Below are 16,980 nucleotides of genomic sequence, written 5' to 3'. Positions count from 1 at the left end.
GCTCAGTTGGATCTTTTTGACATGAAACCGTATTTTCACTAAGTGCGCAAATATGCTATGATAGGCAAGATGAGTTTGCATGAAAGAAGGATCGCAATGGAACAGATGATTTATTTAGATAATAGCGCGACGACACGTCCTTACGAGGAAGTGCTCTCTTTATATACGAAAATTGCGAGGGAATACTTTGGCAATCCCTCTTCATTGCATACGTTAGGGATGGAGGCGGAGCGTGTACTGACACATGCGCGTGAGCGAGTAGCCGCGTATTTGCTCTGTCAGCCGGATGAACTATTATTTACATCAGGAGGGACCGAGGCAAACGGTCTCGTTATTCATGGTGTCGTTCAGGCGAAGCAGCAAGAACAGGCTCATATCATTGCGACAACGATGGAACATGCGTCTGTTTATGAGTCATTAAAGCAATTAGAAGCGACAGGTGTGCACGTCACGTACATTGCACCAAATGCCGATGGGCACATGACAGTTGAGGCGATTGAACAAGCAATTCGACCGGAAACCGTACTTGTGACGATCGGCCATGTGCAAGGTGAGCTTGGTTTCGTGCAACCCATTGCTGAGATCGGGGCAATGTTGGCGCGTTATCCAACGATTCGGTACCATGTTGATGCCGTACAAAGTTTGACCAAAGTTGCGTTCTCGTTAGTAAATATTGATTTCCTTACGATTTCCGCTCATAAAGTGCACGGATTAAAAGGGACAGGCGCATTATTTGTCCGTAATCGCAAATGGTTGCGTGCCCTATATTATGGCGGATCGCAAGAACAGCGCTTGCGTCCAGGTACAGAAAATGTCGCCGGTGCAGCAGCATTTGCCAAAGCAATTTGGCAAACAGAAGCACGTCGTCGCGTCGAAGAAGGGCATTTGCAAATGCTTCAGCAAATGTTATGGGAAGGGTTAGAAACCATTTCTGGTATTGTGCGTAATACCCCGATGACTGGGGCTGCACCGCACATTTTGAATGTTTCTGTACCGGGCATCAAAGCGGAAGTGCTCGTTCAAGCGCTAGGTCAGGAAGGTATTTATGTGTCGACACAATCGGCGTGCTCCACGAAGACAGGGAAACCGAGTCGCGTTTTGTTAGGGGCTGGCTTTCCACTTGACCGTGCGAATAGTGCGATCCGATTCAGTTTCTCATATGAAACGACGACAGAAGACATCCAGACGTGTATAGCGGTTTGTAAAAGAGTCATTCCGCAATTAATAGAGGTGATTTCATGAATATAGATCATATTTTAATTCGTTACGGTGAGCTTGCGTTAAAAGGAAAAAATCGCGGTTCATTTGAAAAATTGTTATTAGCCAACATTCGCCGAGCGTTGGCTCACTGCGAAGGCGTCAAAGCGCGCCGAACGTTTGGACGTATTGTCGTCGAACTGAACGGTGTTGCGCACGAGCCTGTAGTTGAAGCGTTAGCACCTGTATTCGGGATTCATTCCTACAGTTTGGCGCTTCGCGTAGAAAATGACGTAGAAGCGATGCAACGTGGTGCGCTCTTTATGTTAAATCAGCATCCCGAAGCAAAGACATTTAAAATTAGTGCGCGCCGAGCGTACAAGCCTTTTCCGACTGATTCGCAAACGCTCAATCATCTTGTTGGTGGCTATGTGCTAAAAGCAAAGGATGGGGCGATTGCGGTCAATGTTCATACCCCGGATGCAAATATTAACGTTGAAGTACGGGAATCGGGCACATACATTACGTCAGGTGCATTTGCAGGAGCGAAAGGGTTACCTCTTGGTTCAAGTGGGAAGGTTTTGCATATGCTCTCAGGTGGGATTGATTCGCCAGTTGCCGCACATTTACTGATGCAGCGCGGTGCGGAGCTGGAGATGATTCATTTTCACAGCCCGCCATACACGAATGAACGAGCCAAGCAAAAGGTACTTGACCTCGTCCGGATTTTAACGAAATACGGGGGTGAAATGACCGTCCATCTTGTCCCTTTTACCGATATCCAAACGCATATTCACCAAAAAGTCCCAAGTAGTTATGAAATGACGATCATGCGACGAATGATGCTACGTATTGCCGAGAAAATTGCCATTGAGCGTGGGATTTTAGCGATCTCAAATGGAGAAAGTTTAGGACAAGTTGCTTCTCAAACATTGGCAAGCATGCACACGATTAATGAAGTGACAAATATACCTGTTCTTCGCCCACTTTTAGCAATGGATAAAGAAGTTGTCATCGGGAAAGCAAAACAAATAGGTACGTATGAAACATCTATCTTGCCGTTTGAAGATTGTTGCACAATCTTTCTCCCTTCTGATTCAAAAACAAAGCCAAAGCGTACGAACGCTGCAAGATATGAACAACATGTCGAGGTTGAAGAAAAGTGTAACGCAGCAGTGGCAGAAACTGAGCGACTAACGATTGCGACTCGTACAGCTAAAAATGAAATTGAACAGTTATTTTAAGTCTCTATAAATACGTCCGGCATGTTTCGTTTTTTATAAAAATTTACCAAGTTTTTTTTGTGTATGTTCTTCTCACTTTCGCGCATTCTAGTAGTACCGAAGGAGGTGAGACACATGGCAAACAGCTTAGTAACACCTGGTGCGCAACAAGCTATTGATCAAATGAAGTATGAAATCGCTTCTGAATTCGGTGTAACACTTGGTCCTGATTCAACTTCTCGTGCGAACGGGTCTGTAGGTGGAGAAATCACGAAGCGCCTTGTTGCAGCAGCAGAGCAGCAACTTGGTGGGTATCACAAATAATGATATAAAGCATGACTGAAGGACAAGGTCTCCCTTGTCCTTTTGTATGTTCATTTGGGGGAATGGTTTCATACATAGAGATGTTTGTGGTACGATAATGGATGAAGTGATTAATGGAGAAAGGTTGTGTTGTCATGCAAGCAAGACGTTGGGTCGCTCTTGGTTTGGGCGTATTTATTTTACTCATTTCGCTCATAACAAAATTTGCTTTCTCATCTACAGATGAGGCAGGAGGGGGTCTGCTTGATGAGTATGAAAAAGAGGTTGTACGTGACGGGAAGATGACGGGGCATATTGCTTTACTTGAAGTAAAGGGAACTATTCTCGATACAGAAGAGACTTTTTTTGGTGGAACAACGTATGACCATAAGATGTTTTTAAACATGTTAGAGGATGCGATGGAAGACAATGACGTGAAGGGCATTTTGGTCTCTGTTGATACACCAGGTGGCGGTGTGTTAGAAAGTGCTGAGATCCATACCGCGATCACAAAGGCACAGGAACAATATGATAAGCCAGTTTACATATCTATGGGGAATACGGCTGCTTCTGGCGGATATTACTTAGCTGCATCAGCGGATAAAATTTTTGCCTATCCACAAACAATTACTGGGTCAATCGGTGTTATTATGAGCACGATGAATGTAAGTGGCTTGCTAGATGAACTTGGCATTGAGGAAAAAGTTTATAAGAGTGGCGAGCATAAAGATATCATGTCACCAACACGCCCTGCTACAGAAGCAGATGATGACATTTTACAGACAATTGTGGACGAGTACTATGAGGAATTTGTTCGTGTTGTTGCAGAAGGACGCGACTTCTCTGTGGAGCAGGCGCGATCGCTTAGTGACGGTCGAATATATACTGGCAAGCAAGCAGTGGAAGTAGGGCTTGTAGACGAATTGGGTTCACTTGATGATACCATTGAGCAAATGCGAGAAGATGTCGGTGCATACCAAGTATTTGCTTATAACCAAACTTATGGGTTTGGTAGCTTATTTGGCGTCAAAGCACCGCGTATTTTTAATAACAATTTAGACCAACAAGTGTTAGAAGGCGTTTTTGATGATCGTTATCCGCGTGCTTTTTATCTTTTGCATCATCCAGAGGTAACACGTTAGCATGAAGGGGAAAATAGGTATGGACCATAGTGTACAAAAACTCTCTCATCGACGTTTAGCGACGCATCGACGTTTGCGGGGGCATACGGTACCTGCATCGTATGATCAGGAGCAAGGTACTGTAGAGGTTATGCAAACAGTGCGTTACGCTGGTTTTTGGATGCGTCTATGGGCGTTCTTATTTGATACAATGATTTTATCCGCATTGAGTGGTGCGATAATAGGAACGTGGTTGACGCCAGCTGCTTTTGTTTCTAATGGCTGGGGGATGTACTCATTTATAGCAGCGATCGTCTATGGACTGGTCACTTTTGCTTATTTTGCGCTGATGACAAAGTGGTGCGGTCAGACGTTAGGAAAGATGTTGTTCGGTTTACGCGTCATTCGTACAAATGGACACGCACTAACATGGGGAGACGTATTTTTTCGTGAAGGAATGGGGCGTCTCATTCAACAATCGTTTGCGTTGCTCTATATCATGTATTTGGTTGTCGCTTTTACACCGAAAAAGCAAGGGATTCACGACTTCTTTGCAGATACATGTGTTGTTTTTTGCGATTCTCTAAGATGTTGATTAAGAAGTGTTTAGAGAGATAAACGAACCAATTGTTCATGGTTCGTTTATTTTTTTTTATAAATGCATACGCTACATGTGGAGTAGGAAGGGTGATACGGCGTGAATGCATGGTATTGGACTGTACTTATTGTGGGGATCGTGACCATATTCATCGTGATGCTTTGTTTGTCTCGCATCGTGATTACTTGTACATATCGGCATGTGGCCAAAGATGATTTATTACAGTTAAAAGTGCAGTTATGGCGCTTCACAATATATAAATTCGAGACACCAATGATTCATTTTAACGAGGTACAGCAGTCAGTCACGTTTACAGAAGAATCCGAGTCTGCTGGTGCAGATAAGACAGAGAAGAAAAAGTGGACATGGCATACAATGATTCATTTTTGGCGCGATAGCCGTAGGATGCTTAAGCAAGTAGTTGATTTAAAAGGAAAAGTATATGCTTTTTTAGCTCATGTGACAGTCCAATCATTTTCATGGCGTACAGAATTAGGCACAGGTGATGCAGCTAGCGCGGCGAAGATTGCTGGTTTACTTTGGGGAGTGAAGGGAAGTTTATGTGGTTATCTCGGGACAAAATTAAAATGGCAAAAACCACCGAATTTGATCGTCGTTCCCCATTATCAGGCGGCAGGGTGGGCTGTATCATTTTCATGCATAGTCTCCTTTCGCCTCGGACACGCTATACGTACAGGAATCAAATTGATACGTGCACGAAAGGCGCATGCACAGTCATCAAATGATTCATATCAAACCGGATAGATCGTCGGCAGAAGTAGGGGGTTATCTCTACTTCCTGTATTGATGTGAAAATCAGAAGGAGAGATCATGATGTCTAATCATCCAATTGAAGGACTAATGAGAACGGCGATGGAAAATATTAAAGCAATGGTCGACGTCAATACGATTGTTGGCGACCCAGTGGAGACACCAGATGGCAGTGTAATTATGCCAGTCTCAAAAGTAGGATTCGGTTTTGCAGCAGGAGGAAGTGAATTTTATATAGAAGGAAAAGAGGGAGAAGAAGGTCAACATCACCCGTTTGGTGGTGGAAGTGGCGGCGGGGTGTCAATTACGCCTATTGCTTTTTTGGTCGTAAACAGTCACGGGGTGAAGATGGTACATTTAGATGGATCCACCCATTTGTATGAAAAGTTACTGGACTTAGCGCCACAAGCATGTGAGAAAATCCAACGCATGCTAAAGTGTGATCATGATGCATGTGAAACAAAACAAGAAAGTGGACAGCCCCCAATTTAATCGTATGAGGAAAGAAAGCAATTAGAAAAAATGGTTGACGTGCGCCTTAAGGCATGATATATTTATTCATGTCGAAAGTGCTCTTTGCGAGTACAGTAAGGCGTACAGTGCCGGTGTGGCGGAATTGGCAGACGCGCACGACTCAAAATCGTGTTCCTTTGGAGTGTCGGTTCGACCCCGACCACCGGTATAACTAAACGAGCAGAAACTCAGTAAAGTCAGGGCTTTGAGCGATTAAAGGGCTGGCTTTTTTGTGCTTTAGTGGGGTGAAGTGAGGGGCTAATCTGTCCAAAAAATAACTTGGGCTACTCCGCGCAGCCCAAGTTACCCCTTTCAACGATCTATTCCCCTGATAAAATTGATGCACTACAAGACGGAGCTGCTGGCCCATCTACACCTGTGTAGACGAAGGCATCACTGATCCATTGACCGTTTGTTAGTCGGTTCCAAATGTTTGTTGTACCCCATCTTCCAGTGAAGGAGGAACCCGTAGCGGTACAATCAATGCTAATAATGGCACCATCATTTCTCGATCCAACAATAGGATAGTTACTCCCAGGTCCAGAACGAAGGTTGATGCTGCTCCATCCGTATGAATCAACAATGCCTTGGTTTGTAGTGAGTCGTCCGTAATTATAAAGTGAATGTCCTCTATATCTGACAGCACTGCCATGCATCGCATAACCACCGTATGCGGAACCTTCAAAAAAGATCCAACCACCAATTTCTTTATTTTGTAATGCGGCACGGTTCCCATCTTTCAAAATGCCAAAATGCACATGACGACCGCTTGCATACCCGCCACAAGACACGTCTGTCCCCGTGTAGCCTAAAAAAGTACCTTCTGACACAAAATTTCCTGAAGGAACAATGTTGTTCCATAAATGATAGTAATCGGTTGCGTAACCGTTATCGTGATAGATCCGGATCCATCCTCTATTGTTATTGCACATTGTGTACGCATAGCCCTCTCTTGCTGCAAGCACACGTTGGTCCCCGCCGTGTAAATCAAGAGAGCTGTACGGCCTATCATACCCCGACCATCCGTGAGGGCCACCAGACATCATCCATGATTGACCAACAGCATAAGGCAAGCGTAGACCTGTTCGTGTGTTGATTGACTGAGTCGTTGCATTGGAAGAAAAGACCTTCTTCTCATCACGACTGATTACCTCGTCGGGGGCTTTTTGTGTTAGTTCACTGAAAGTGTGATCTCCTTCTAAAGCAACTTGCCAGCCTTCATCTGTGTCCCTTGCAATAAAAAGCCACCCTTCAGGAAAGGTGTGTTCTACTTTAGGCGCCTCAATGACTGCAGCACCGAAAGCCCATGTTTCATCCTTTGTCACACGCTTAAGATGAATTTGCTTTCTCTCCAGAATAGGAGCGGATTTCTCTTTGTCACCCCCAGTCCGCGCGATTAAGCTTTGTACAATCGCTTGTTCAAGCTCTGGATTTGGAGCGGGCATTTGCTTGTCATCTTGCAAAAAAAAGTGAGAAATACAAGTAAAAAGGATGACGACGAATAGCGAGATGAGTCCAATAAAGATGAGTTGCATACGACGATTCTTCATGTTTTCTCCTCCTGTATAATTTTCATAATATTATATTTATATAGGTACGTAAATGTGCGGGCGATTGCATTTTTAGGCGAAACATGTATGATGGCGTCTCGTGAGAAAACGTAACACTGCACGTTGACAGTTATCAATGGTCGTAGTATAGTGTACTTTGTTGGAATTTTTCCTGTTTTAACTATACGTTGCTTAAACACATCGCTTGCTATCACGATTTATGGTGAAGGGTATGGAAGTGAATATGGGAAAGAGTGCATTTAAATGAGATTTATGGAAGCGCTGTCATGTAGGTAGCTAAAAACCGACAAAATCATACATTTACAAACTCTTTATATTTGCGTATTGCTCGTTTAATTAACCTTAACAATTGCGTGATAGTGTGGAAGCAGCGAGAACAAGAGGTCATTGGGGGGGTTCGATGAAAAAGGTAGCATTATGTCATATGAAAAAATCATATGACCAAAAAACAACGGTACTCAATGATATTTCCGTAACGATTGAGCCGGGGGAGTTTTTCGTATTAGTTGGTCCATCGGGGTGTGGAAAAAGTACGATGTTACGTATGATTGCTGGTTTGGAGCCGATTACATCTGGGGAACTTCGGTTAGACGGAGAACTAGCAAATGATTGGAGTCCAAGTGCACGTGATCTATCGATGGTGTTTCAAAATTATGCACTGTTGCCTCATTTAACCGTTGAAAAGAACATTACATTTGGGTTGCATACAAAAAAACGCTCAAAAAGAGAACAAGAAAAACAGTGCCTTGAAGTATGTGAAATGTTAGGTTTGAGTGCGTACCGTCATAAGAAGCCGCGCGAGCTTTCTGGTGGACAGCGTCAACGTGTGGCATTGGCTCGGGCAATTGTGACGCAAGCACCGTTATGTTTAATGGATGAACCTTTATCGAATTTAGATGCGAAACTACGCGCAAAAATGCGTTCAGAAATCCGACAGTTACAAAGAAAACTTGGGTTAACGATGATCTATGTGACGCATGATCAAACGGAAGCAATGACAATGGCTGATCGAATGATGATTTTGCATAATGGTGACGTGCAGCAAATTGGACGTCCACTTGATGTGTACAATGAGCCAGCAAATCGCTTTGTCGCCTCGTTTATTGGTGCACCGCCAATGAATTTGATTACGGTCGATTGTACAGGAGCACAACTTACAATTGCGGGGCATACCGTCATGAATCTTAATACCACGACACGTGCGAAGATCGGTGAAGAGATGGTGACGTTAGGTATACGGCCGGAGCATATTCGCATTGCAGGGGAATCAGAAGAGGGTCTTTTGTGTGATGTCGCGAATGTAGAAATTCTTGGAACAGAAACATTGGTTACATTAAATGTGACAGAAGACACACAGTGGATTGCTCGTTTCATTGGACAATGGTCGATAGATATGGACAAGCCGATGAAGGTTGCGATGGATACGAACAAGGTGTGTTTGTTTTCACATGAGACCGGAGAACGCTTGTCTATGCCACACCAGGAAGTCGCAGCAACAGAGGTGCGCTCATGACAGAGCTAGCAACAAAGCCGCTTCCGCCGCGAAAAAAGCGGCTGCGTGCAAAAGGACTTGCTTCTTTTGGGTACGGAATGTTGTATGTGTTGCCATCGCTACTATTGTTTGGATTGTTTTTATTTTATCCGATGATCCGAACGATTTATTTAAGTTTTTTCCGTAGTGATACACAAGGGAATCCCATTGAATTTGTTGGTTGGGAAAACTTTAGTCATTTGTTGCAATCGTCCATCTTTCATGAGAGTGCAAAGGCGACATTTTTATTTGTGTTGTATACGGTGCCGCCTGGTGTGTTGCTTGCGCTCACACTTGCTTTGCTTGCAAACCAAAAGTTAAAAGGAATTAATATGTTTCGAACAATGTTTGCATCAACGATGGGCGTGAGTGTGGCGGCTGCATCGGTCATTTGGTTGTTTATGTTTAATCCGGCCATCGGTGTGTTTAACAAGATGCTATCCACAGTTGGCTTGTCAGGTGTACAGTGGTTACTCGATCCCGATTATGCGCTTTTGTCGGTCGCTTTGACGACGATATGGATGAATACAGGGTTTGCATTTTTGATCTTGCTTGGCGGTTTGCAAAATATTGATCGCTCGTTGTATGAGAGTGCACGGATCGCTGGGGTGAGTGATTTTTATCAGCTGCGGAAAATTACGCTGCCGCTTTTGTCACCGACGTTGTTTTTTATAACAACGGTGACGCTCATTAACGCATTTCAAACGTTTGGGCAAATTGACATTTTAACAAGTGGCGGTCCGATGGATTCGACGAATGTCATTGTGTATTCCATTTATAAAGATGCGTTTAGAAACTTTAATGTCGGCTCAGCAAGTGCACAAGCGGTACTGCTCTTCTTAGCCGTGTTTATTGTGACGATGCTCCAGTTTAAACTTTTGGAGAGGAAGGTGCATTATCAATGAATACGAGTATAGGAAAAAAAGTGCTTGGATATAGTGCTCTTCTACTAGGCGCAGTGATCATCATGTTTCCAATTGTGTACGCGCTATTGATCAGTTTTATGGAAGCTGGGGAAGTGATGCGTGGCAATCTATGGCCAGAATCATTTTCTTTTGCCAATTACATCGCCGCATTTGAGCGGGTTGATTTATTTGGGTATTTGTTAAATAGTTTTCTTGTGTCTTTCATCATTATGATAGGGCAATTAACATTGTCGAGTTTAGCCGCGTATGCGTTTGTGTTCCTAAAGTTTAAGGGACGTGACTTCCTATTTTACTTATTTATTTCAACAATGTTGATTCCGTGGGAAGCGACGATGGTTGCGAACTTTCAAACCGTTCAGTTCTTTGGTTGGATTGACAATTATGCAGGTTTGACCGTTCCGTTTTTTGCGTTAGCTTTTGGCACGTTTTTATTGCGTCAACAATTTAAAACGATTCCAACAGAGCTACATGAGGCGGCGCAAGTGGCTGGGATTAGTCGATTCTCTTTTTTCATAAAGGTGGTGTTGCCGATCTCAAAGACGAGCATGATCACGCTGGGTATTTACACGTTTTTAACGGCATGGAACATGTATTTATGGCCGTTGTTAGTGACAAATAGTGAACGTTTTCGTACGGTTCAAATTGGTTTGAAGCAAATGCAGTCGCAAGAAACGGGGACAGAATGGGGTGTCATTATGGCAGGCGCTATCATGATTATCTTGCCAACCTTGTTGTTATTGTTCTTTGGACAGAAACGATTACAAGAAGGCTTAACACGTGGAGCGATTAAATAAGGGGGAGAATGTAGCGATGAAAAAAGCAGCACTGAGTATTTTATTAGCGGCGACAGTGCTTGGCGCTTGTGCATCAGAGTCAAGCAAAGAAGGGAAGACAGAACAGAAAAAAGGTGGGGAAAGTGCACCAGCTGGAAAAGTGGAAGTTGATTTTTGGCACTCAATGAACGGTGAACTTGAAAAAGCACTTGTGAAGTTGACGGAGCAATTTAATGAAAGTCAAGACGATGTTCATGTGAAGTTAATGTACCAAGGGGAATATGAGGATGCGTTAACAAAGCTGAACACAGCGGCAGGGACGGCAGAAGCCCCTGCATTAATGCAGACGTATGAAATTGGCACAAAGTACATGATTGATTCTGGTCACTTCCAACCAATTCAAGATTTGATTGACAAAGAAGAATATGATACGTCAAATTGGGAAGAAGCCATTACCAAGTATTACAGCTTAGATGGGGTTCAATATTCGATGCCGTTTAATTCATCGACGCCTGTGTTGATTTATAATAAAGATGCGTTTAAAGAAGCAGGGCTTGACCCAGAGAAAGCGCCTGAGACGTATAGTGAGCTAAAAGAAGCTGCTGCCGCTTTAGCAGATAAAGATTATGGTGGTTTTTCAATGCTGAATTACGGTTGGTTTATTGAGCAAATGATTGCTGTGCAAGGTGGGCTCTTTATCAATGAAGACAATGGACGCGCAGGTGCAGCAACAGAAGCTGTCTTTAATGGGGACGAAGGTTTACGTGTGTTTCAATTGATGTCGGAAATGATTCAAGATGAAACCATGGTGAATGTCGGTGATGATTGGGATAGTATGCGTGCAGTTTTCCAAGCGGGGAAAACGGCAATGATTTTAGACTCTTCTGCCGGCGTACGTGGATTAACAGACCAGGCAACGTTTGATGTTGGTGTCGCATATTTACCTGTGCCAGACGATGTTGAACGCCAAGGTGTCATCATTGGTGGCGCGTCACTTTGGATGTCAGAAGGATTAGAAGAGGATGTCCAAACAGGTGCATGGGAGTTTATGAAATATGTTTCCTCTCCTGAAGCACAAGCGCAGTGGCATGTGGATACAGGTTATTTTGCAATTGATCCTCGTGCATACGACGAAGAAATTGTAAAAGAAGAGTGGGAGAAATATCCTGGTCTCAAAGTGACGGTTGATCAATTGAGTGAAACGAAACCATCTCCAGCGACACAGGGAGCGATTATGCCTGTTTTCCCAGAAACACGTGAGCACGTAGTTCGGGCGATGCAGAGCTTGTATCAAGGAACTGATCCACAAGAAGCCTTGGATCAAGCAGCTGAAGCGACGAACCAAGCATTACAACGCGGACAATAATTGGATATGGATGAAAAAGAGCGCGTTACGCGCTCTTTTTGGTGATTGCAAGTATAACCATTAAGGGGTGATGAGTGTCGAGAAATTATATTTTAATGGCGAGACGCTTAGAAACTGCATGATGAATTTGTCATACAGCACATTCATTTTTCTCTATAATATGGTACGATAACAGAAACAAGTGTAGGATGTTTTTAAATTAGGAAGGGTAGGATCAATGAAATGGAAGAAAACGTATGTGTGGTGACACGGAAGAAAGGCTCTCCGTTGTTGCGGATTGCGCGCCTTTTGTTTGTGCTTATCGGGATAACAGGAATTTTTGGCGGTATTTCTCTTGCGGCGCTTCAAAATAATGTATTCATGGCGGTTTTAGTACTAGGTGTGTCGATTGTTTGTATCGGTTTAGCGTTTGTTCGTCTTGCGCAAGTCACGTGTCCCAAATGTCAGTCTACAGCAACAGTACATACATTCACAGCTGACTTTGAATGCCGTGCATGCTTGACACCGACTGTGATTAAATGGGAAAAAGAATAACAAGAGCCGGCGATGAGCGAAAGTTGCTCATCGCCGGCTTTTTTTTGTCTGATTACCCAGAGACGATGGTAATCTGCTTTAACATGTCCTGGAATTGTCCAAGCACACCCATTACTCGAACCGTATCTCCGTTTTCATATGGGAAATAGGCAAACGTTGTACCTGAGCGGCTACCTAGGTGCACCCCGTTTTAGACGGCTGGAACACCAGCAATATCTAGTGCTTTGCTGGAGCTGGTGTTTCTGGTGCGTCAAGGAAAGCATAGTCACTCGAATTGCACATGCCTGGAGTTGAAAAATACGTCTCTAGTGAACCAGTAATCCGCACATATTTTCCAAAGTGTTCAGGATGGCTAGCAAGGTTTAACCCCGTCCGTACAGGTGTACCATTCACGAGTTGTACTGGTAACATTTTTGCCCGATCCGTCTCAGCTGGATCGTCAGCGAGTAGTAAGTTTGAAGGTGCATGTGTTCCTTCGCCAATGACAGGTTGGCTATTCACAATGGAACCGACAATATAGCCTTTCACTGGCTTTACACCTGACTGTTGTTGAATCGCCTCAGCAACTGTCAATGTACCGCTTGGATCAGAAGGAGAACCATCTTCTCCTTCAATGGTGATGCGGCTGCCTTCTGTTGTATTCATTGGACCTTCAGATTCGGTGACAAAATCCACGACTGCCTGCCAAACAGGTCCAAGGTTATCGTTTACAAGTGTGCCAATTTGGTAGAAAGAAGCACCATGCATGTAGTCGTTGTAAGCAACAGTGTAAGTTGTGTCCATGTCTAGCGGTGTGCCATCTGCAAGAAAAATCTTAACATCGCTAAACTTGTTATCACCTGGCACAAGTGTGTACGTGAGACCCGATACTTGCAAGTCAACACCGTTGTGGTGGCGAGACTGTGACAAGATCATTTCTTTTAGTTCGGATCCCGTCGCTTCTACAACAACAATCTTATTACCAAAGCGATCAAGTGCTTCAATTTGTTGGTCAGTGATCGGTCCTGGCGGAATTTCTCCAGTGATTGAAGAACCATTTAGAATTGCAATATCACTATTGACTTTGGCGCGCATTGCATCTGTATATAAGTTGCCGATGCCGACGTCGTGCTTATTTTTGTTAGCCGAATACAGTCCGGTTTCAGTGGACCCAATGATTTCACCTGGCAATGGACCTGATGGATCAACACTAATCTTAATCCGTCCTTCGCTCGTATAATCAAGGGCTTTTCCTTCGGCTGTTAACTTTAATCCATATTCTTTCATGGCTGTTGTCATTAGACCGACATTTCTTTCTAAAACGGTTCCTACAAAATTGTAGCCAGAGCCGCCAGTACCGATATAATCTGCCACTGCGACGTTGTATGTTTGCTCAAGGTCAACAGGTTCACCATTGAGCGTCATGTTGACATCAAGGAAGTTTCCAGTCATGCCAGTGACGATTTCATAATGTAACCCTGACGTTTGTAAGTCAATTTGGTTGCGACCATTGCGCGTATAAGAAAATTGAAGCACGTCTTTTAACGCTTGCCCTGTCATTTCGATGGACATGATTTGATTAGCAAATGGCTCAACTTTGTAAATGTCACGCATCGTTACAGGACCGCTTGCGATGCCATCACGAAGTCCCCCATTATTTGTTAACGCGATGTCTGCGCCTGCCAAATCTTTCATGGCGTCTGTCCAGAAGTTTCCGAGTGGGGCGTCACGATGTGTGCGTCCATCGCGTGGTAATCCTGTATGGGAGTGGCCAACGACTTCACCAAGGATGTCTTCCATCTCATCAGTGTAATGGTCAATGACAGCTTGTACTTCTGTATCAACTTCTGTAAATGATGAAACAGGTACCAATTGTCCATCGACCGCGGTCACTTTATCTGTGTCCGCATTGTAGGTGAGAGAAAGCTTACCAAGTTGTTGTAAGCTAGAACCAGCTTGCGTGATGGGTGTGCCGTTAATGACAACAGGCTTTTGCAATGGTGTATGTGAATGCCCACCGATAATTACATCAAAATAATCGACTTCTTCAGCAAGTTTACGATCATTAGGATGACCAATATGAGTTAAAGCAACAATGACATCAGCATTGGCTTCAAGCTCTTCTTGATAAGCGAGTGCCGTAGCGACATAGTCTTCTTCTAATGTCATTCCCTCAACATTATCAGGAGCTGTTGATGGTGGGGCTTCTGTTAGACCGAGGACGCCAACGGAGAGACCGTTTACATCTAAGATCACATAAGGATCGGGATTAGGAACGCCTGTATCACCTGTATCAATATTGGCGCCGAGCCATGGGAATGAAGAGGCTTCCATATTTTCCTGCAAATAGGTTGGACCATAGTCAAATTCATGATTACCAATTGCAACAGCGTCAAGTCCAACTAGATTGAAGATATCAATCATCGGTTTTCCATGATTTAAATCAACAATTGGATCGCCGCTAACGAAGTCACCTGCATCTAAGTATAAAAAGTGATCTGCAGCAGCACGTTCAGATTTGATGTAAGCGGATACTTTTCCAAAATCAGTTAACGCGGAATGAATGTCATTCGTATGGATAATATCGAGGGTAACGTCTCCTTCTAGAGATGGTGGTTGTTCTGGTGTTGGATCAACGGGTGGTGTTGGCTTAGGTACAGTAATAATAATCCAGCCAAGAAACACCACAAAAATTTTCTTAAGAATCATAGCTAACATCGTTGTTATGTTCCCCCTTTAGGTGATTGGTTTGTAGGTCTATGCCAGCACCCTTGTATAGAATAGCAGAAAAATAGATCTGTGTGTGAGGTATTATGTGAAATCATGTAAAGATTTCATGAAATTTAGAACGGAAACAGACGGTTTTCTGAAATCTATGTAAAAGATCTGTAAACAAATATACATAGAAAGAGAAAAGACCGGCTTAAGCCCGTCTAACAAAGTAAATGATTCTATGCCTTGAGAAGTGTTTTAGGTGTGTTTTTTCACGCTGCGAAAGGCTTCAATTGCTAAAAAGATGCACATTGAAAATAAAATAAACGCAATGATCGCTAGAAAGTAATTGCTATGGATCAAAACATTCATATAAATCATTACAAGTAGTGCCGAGGTTGTCACAAGAAACATAAAGATCATTGGGATGACCACAAATGTTGATTTCACTTTCATCTGAACAAGCCATAGTGTAATAGCAAGTAATGCTAGTGCACCAAGCATTTGGTTGGCTGCACCGAACAGCGGCCACACGGTTTGCCACGTACCTGTTAGTGCAAGCAATGTGGCACCACTGAGACCAATGACTGTCGCCGTATGTTTTCCTGTGAGGAAACGAATGTGCTGTCCTTCTCCAAGTTCGGAAATGGTATAGCGCATTAAGCGTGTCGCTGAGTCAAGTGTTGTCATGAGAAAGGCTGAGGCAGTAAGCGCCGCAAATGTTGTTCCAGCTGCAATCGGTAAACCCCAAGCCCCCATAAATGCACCCATACCAGCAGAGAAGACACTAATAGGATCGCCAAGTTCGGCTAAACGTGCAGAAAACTCGTTCATCGTCAAATAAGCGACTGAGCCAATCGCGATAATCGCAATGAACGCTTCTAATAACATGGATCCATAAGTGATGAGGCGACCACTTTTCTCATTTTGTAATTGTTTTGATGTTGTTCCAGAAGACACAAGAGAATGGAAGCCGGATATCGCTCCGCAGGCAATGGTAATGAATAAGATGGGGAATAAAAATCCTAATGTTTCATTGTAAAATCCTGTAAAGGCAGGCATTTCAATTGTCGGTCTTGCAACGAGTATGCCGATAAAAGCGCCACCAATAAGGGCATACAAAAGGAAAGAGTTTAAATAGTCTCGAGGCTGTAATAAAAACCAAACAGGTAATACTGAAGCAGCATACGCGTAGGCAATTAGCAAAAACGACCATGTTGTTGCACTCAATTCGAGAGGGAAACGCAAGCCGATCCAAATAGAACAAGCCATCATTGTGACACCGATCATTGTTGCAATCACTAAATTTAGGCGTAGTTGGTTAATAAGAATCCCAAAAATGATTGCCGCGGTAATGAATAACAATGATGCAGTTGCTGCACCCGGGAACGAGACAAATGTGTTGGCGACTAAAATAATGAAGACACCAACGATCAAAATAAGCGTGGCAATGGCAAATGATAAAAACAACAACTGTCCGCGCGCGCCCATATATTGATGAATCAATCCGCCAATAGACCTCGCTTTATGACGAACAGAAGCTTGTAAAGACGCATAGTCATGCACACCGCCGATAAATATACTACCAATGATAATCCATACGACAGCAGGTACCCACCCGAACACAATCGCAGCAATTGGTCCGGTGATCGGTCCTCCACCGGCAATCGTTGTAAAATGGTGCCCGAATAGTACAGGTGTTTTTGTGGCAACAAATTCTTTCCCATCCCCCATCGTATGTGCGGGAGTCGGTCTCTCGGGATCAATCCGCAATCGACGCTCCAAAAATCTTCCATACGAAAAGTAAGCGATAAGTAAAATGATTGCAGCAAGTAACATGAGTGTGACAAAATTCAATGGTC

General features: G+C 43.6%; 15 protein-coding genes and 1 tRNA gene. 13 read left to right on the top strand and 3 right to left on the bottom strand.

Features of this window, described 5'->3' with window-relative positions; all coding sequences use genetic code 11:
- The first annotated feature begins 96 nt into the window (after window positions 1-96).
- The 8 genes from NSQ26_RS09055 (at window position 97) to NSQ26_RS09020 (ending at window position 5,895) form a co-directional block, all read left to right on the top strand.
- Window positions 97-1,242: a cysteine desulfurase family protein gene (locus NSQ26_RS09055; RefSeq protein WP_499717908.1), complete on the top strand. Its 1,146-nt coding sequence runs from the start codon at window positions 97-99 to the stop codon at window positions 1,240-1,242.
- The gene (gene thiI, locus NSQ26_RS09050; RefSeq protein WP_499717907.1) at window positions 1,239-2,441 is read left to right on the top strand and encodes a tRNA uracil 4-sulfurtransferase ThiI; all 1,203 of its coding nucleotides are present in this window, start codon (window positions 1,239-1,241) and stop codon (window positions 2,439-2,441) included. The genes NSQ26_RS09055 and thiI overlap by 4 nt, the downstream gene beginning before the upstream one ends.
- A 114-nt stretch (window positions 2,442-2,555) precedes the next feature.
- Entirely contained in the window at window positions 2,556-2,744 is a 189-nt protein-coding gene (locus tag NSQ26_RS09045; protein ID WP_090774354.1) for an alpha/beta-type small acid-soluble spore protein, read from the top strand.
- A gap of 134 nt (window positions 2,745-2,878) precedes the next feature.
- Window positions 2,879-3,865 carry a signal peptide peptidase SppA gene (gene sppA, locus NSQ26_RS09040; protein WP_499717906.1) on the top strand — a complete coding sequence of 329 codons (987 nt, stop codon included), beginning with the start codon at window positions 2,879-2,881 and terminating at the stop codon, window positions 3,863-3,865.
- A gap of 19 nt (window positions 3,866-3,884) precedes the next feature.
- Window positions 3,885-4,439 carry an RDD family protein gene (locus NSQ26_RS09035; RefSeq protein WP_245700953.1) on the top strand — a complete coding sequence of 185 codons (555 nt, stop codon included), beginning with the start codon at window positions 3,885-3,887 and terminating at the stop codon, window positions 4,437-4,439.
- A gap of 102 nt (window positions 4,440-4,541) precedes the next feature.
- Window positions 4,542-5,207 (top strand): DUF2953 domain-containing protein, encoded by a 666-nt coding sequence (locus NSQ26_RS09030; RefSeq protein ID WP_090774356.1) that lies wholly within the window; start codon window positions 4,542-4,544, stop codon window positions 5,205-5,207.
- Between the two features lie 69 nt (window positions 5,208-5,276).
- The gene (gene ytfJ / locus NSQ26_RS09025; RefSeq protein WP_090774357.1) at window positions 5,277-5,705 is read left to right on the top strand and encodes a GerW family sporulation protein; all 429 of its coding nucleotides are present in this window, start codon (window positions 5,277-5,279) and stop codon (window positions 5,703-5,705) included.
- Window positions 5,706-5,814: 109 nt separating this feature from the next.
- Window positions 5,815-5,895, top strand: a tRNA-Leu gene (locus tag NSQ26_RS09020).
- 151 nt (window positions 5,896-6,046) lie between these two features.
- Here NSQ26_RS09020 and NSQ26_RS09015 read toward each other — a convergent pair.
- Window positions 6,047-7,276, bottom strand: a complete 1,230-nt coding sequence (locus tag NSQ26_RS09015; RefSeq protein WP_499717905.1) for a M23 family metallopeptidase — start codon at window positions 7,274-7,276, stop codon at window positions 6,047-6,049.
- Window positions 7,277-7,697: 421 nt separating this feature from the next.
- Between NSQ26_RS09015 and NSQ26_RS09010 the strand changes: the two genes are divergently transcribed.
- From NSQ26_RS09010 to NSQ26_RS08990, 5 genes are all read left to right on the top strand, one after another.
- Window positions 7,698-8,810, top strand: a complete 1,113-nt coding sequence (locus tag NSQ26_RS09010; RefSeq protein WP_499717904.1) for an ABC transporter ATP-binding protein — start codon at window positions 7,698-7,700, stop codon at window positions 8,808-8,810.
- Between the two features lie 77 nt (window positions 8,811-8,887).
- Window positions 8,888-9,733 (top strand): carbohydrate ABC transporter permease, encoded by an 846-nt coding sequence (locus NSQ26_RS09005; protein ID WP_499720026.1) that lies wholly within the window; start codon window positions 8,888-8,890, stop codon window positions 9,731-9,733.
- Window positions 9,730-10,548, top strand: coding sequence for a carbohydrate ABC transporter permease (locus NSQ26_RS09000; RefSeq protein WP_090774369.1), 819 nt, complete (start codon window positions 9,730-9,732; stop codon window positions 10,546-10,548). The genes NSQ26_RS09005 and NSQ26_RS09000 overlap by 4 nt, the downstream gene beginning before the upstream one ends.
- A 16-nt stretch (window positions 10,549-10,564) precedes the next feature.
- Window positions 10,565-11,893, top strand: a complete 1,329-nt coding sequence (locus NSQ26_RS08995; protein WP_499717903.1) for an ABC transporter substrate-binding protein — start codon at window positions 10,565-10,567, stop codon at window positions 11,891-11,893.
- Between the two features lie 222 nt (window positions 11,894-12,115).
- Entirely contained in the window at window positions 12,116-12,427 is a 312-nt protein-coding gene (locus tag NSQ26_RS08990) for a hypothetical protein (RefSeq protein ID WP_090774371.1), read from the top strand.
- 216 nt (window positions 12,428-12,643) lie between these two features.
- Here NSQ26_RS08990 and NSQ26_RS08985 read toward each other — a convergent pair whose 3' ends face one another.
- Together NSQ26_RS08985 and NSQ26_RS08980 are read right to left on the bottom strand one after the other, a co-directional pair.
- Window positions 12,644-15,124: a 5'-nucleotidase C-terminal domain-containing protein gene (locus NSQ26_RS08985; RefSeq protein WP_499717902.1), complete on the bottom strand. Its 2,481-nt coding sequence runs from the start codon at window positions 15,122-15,124 to the stop codon at window positions 12,644-12,646.
- A 252-nt stretch (window positions 15,125-15,376) separates the two neighbouring features.
- Window positions 15,377-16,975 (bottom strand): carbon starvation CstA family protein, encoded by a 1,599-nt coding sequence (locus NSQ26_RS08980; protein ID WP_499717901.1) that lies wholly within the window; start codon window positions 16,973-16,975, stop codon window positions 15,377-15,379.
- Window positions 16,976-16,980: the final 5 nt, after the last annotated feature.

Source organism: Bacillus sp. FSL W7-1360 (genome assembly GCF_038592975.1).
Classification (GTDB): domain Bacteria; phylum Bacillota; class Bacilli; order Bacillales; family Bacillaceae_D; genus Shouchella; species Shouchella lonarensis.
Note: the sequence above shows the minus strand (reverse complement) of the source record. Positions and strands in the feature narration are given on the sequence as shown.

Excerpts from the sequence above, each read along its gene's own strand:
- NSQ26_RS09055 (WP_499717908.1), top strand. The coding sequence starts at position 97 with ATGGAACAGATGATTTATTTAGATAATAGCGCGACGACACGTCCTTAC.
- thiI (WP_499717907.1), top strand. The coding sequence starts at position 1,239 with ATGAATATAGATCATATTTTAATTCGTTACGGTGAGCTTGCGTTAAAA.
- NSQ26_RS09045 (WP_090774354.1), top strand. The coding sequence starts at position 2,556 with ATGGCAAACAGCTTAGTAACACCTGGTGCGCAACAAGCTATTGATCAA.
- sppA (WP_499717906.1), top strand. The coding sequence starts at position 2,879 with ATGCAAGCAAGACGTTGGGTCGCTCTTGGTTTGGGCGTATTTATTTTA.
- NSQ26_RS09035 (WP_245700953.1), top strand. The coding sequence starts at position 3,885 with ATGGACCATAGTGTACAAAAACTCTCTCATCGACGTTTAGCGACGCAT.
- ytfJ (WP_090774357.1), top strand. The coding sequence starts at position 5,277 with ATGTCTAATCATCCAATTGAAGGACTAATGAGAACGGCGATGGAAAAT.
- NSQ26_RS09015 (WP_499717905.1), bottom strand. The coding sequence starts at position 7,276 with ATGAAGAATCGTCGTATGCAACTCATCTTTATTGGACTCATCTCGCTA.
- NSQ26_RS09010 (WP_499717904.1), top strand. The coding sequence starts at position 7,698 with ATGAAAAAGGTAGCATTATGTCATATGAAAAAATCATATGACCAAAAA.
- NSQ26_RS09005 (WP_499720026.1), top strand. The coding sequence starts at position 8,888 with ATGTTGTATGTGTTGCCATCGCTACTATTGTTTGGATTGTTTTTATTT.
- NSQ26_RS09000 (WP_090774369.1), top strand. The coding sequence starts at position 9,730 with ATGAATACGAGTATAGGAAAAAAAGTGCTTGGATATAGTGCTCTTCTA.
- NSQ26_RS08995 (WP_499717903.1), top strand. The coding sequence starts at position 10,565 with ATGAAAAAAGCAGCACTGAGTATTTTATTAGCGGCGACAGTGCTTGGC.
- NSQ26_RS08990 (WP_090774371.1), top strand. The coding sequence starts at position 12,116 with ATGGAAGAAAACGTATGTGTGGTGACACGGAAGAAAGGCTCTCCGTTG.
- NSQ26_RS08985 (WP_499717902.1), bottom strand. The coding sequence starts at position 15,124 with ATGTTAGCTATGATTCTTAAGAAAATTTTTGTGGTGTTTCTTGGCTGG.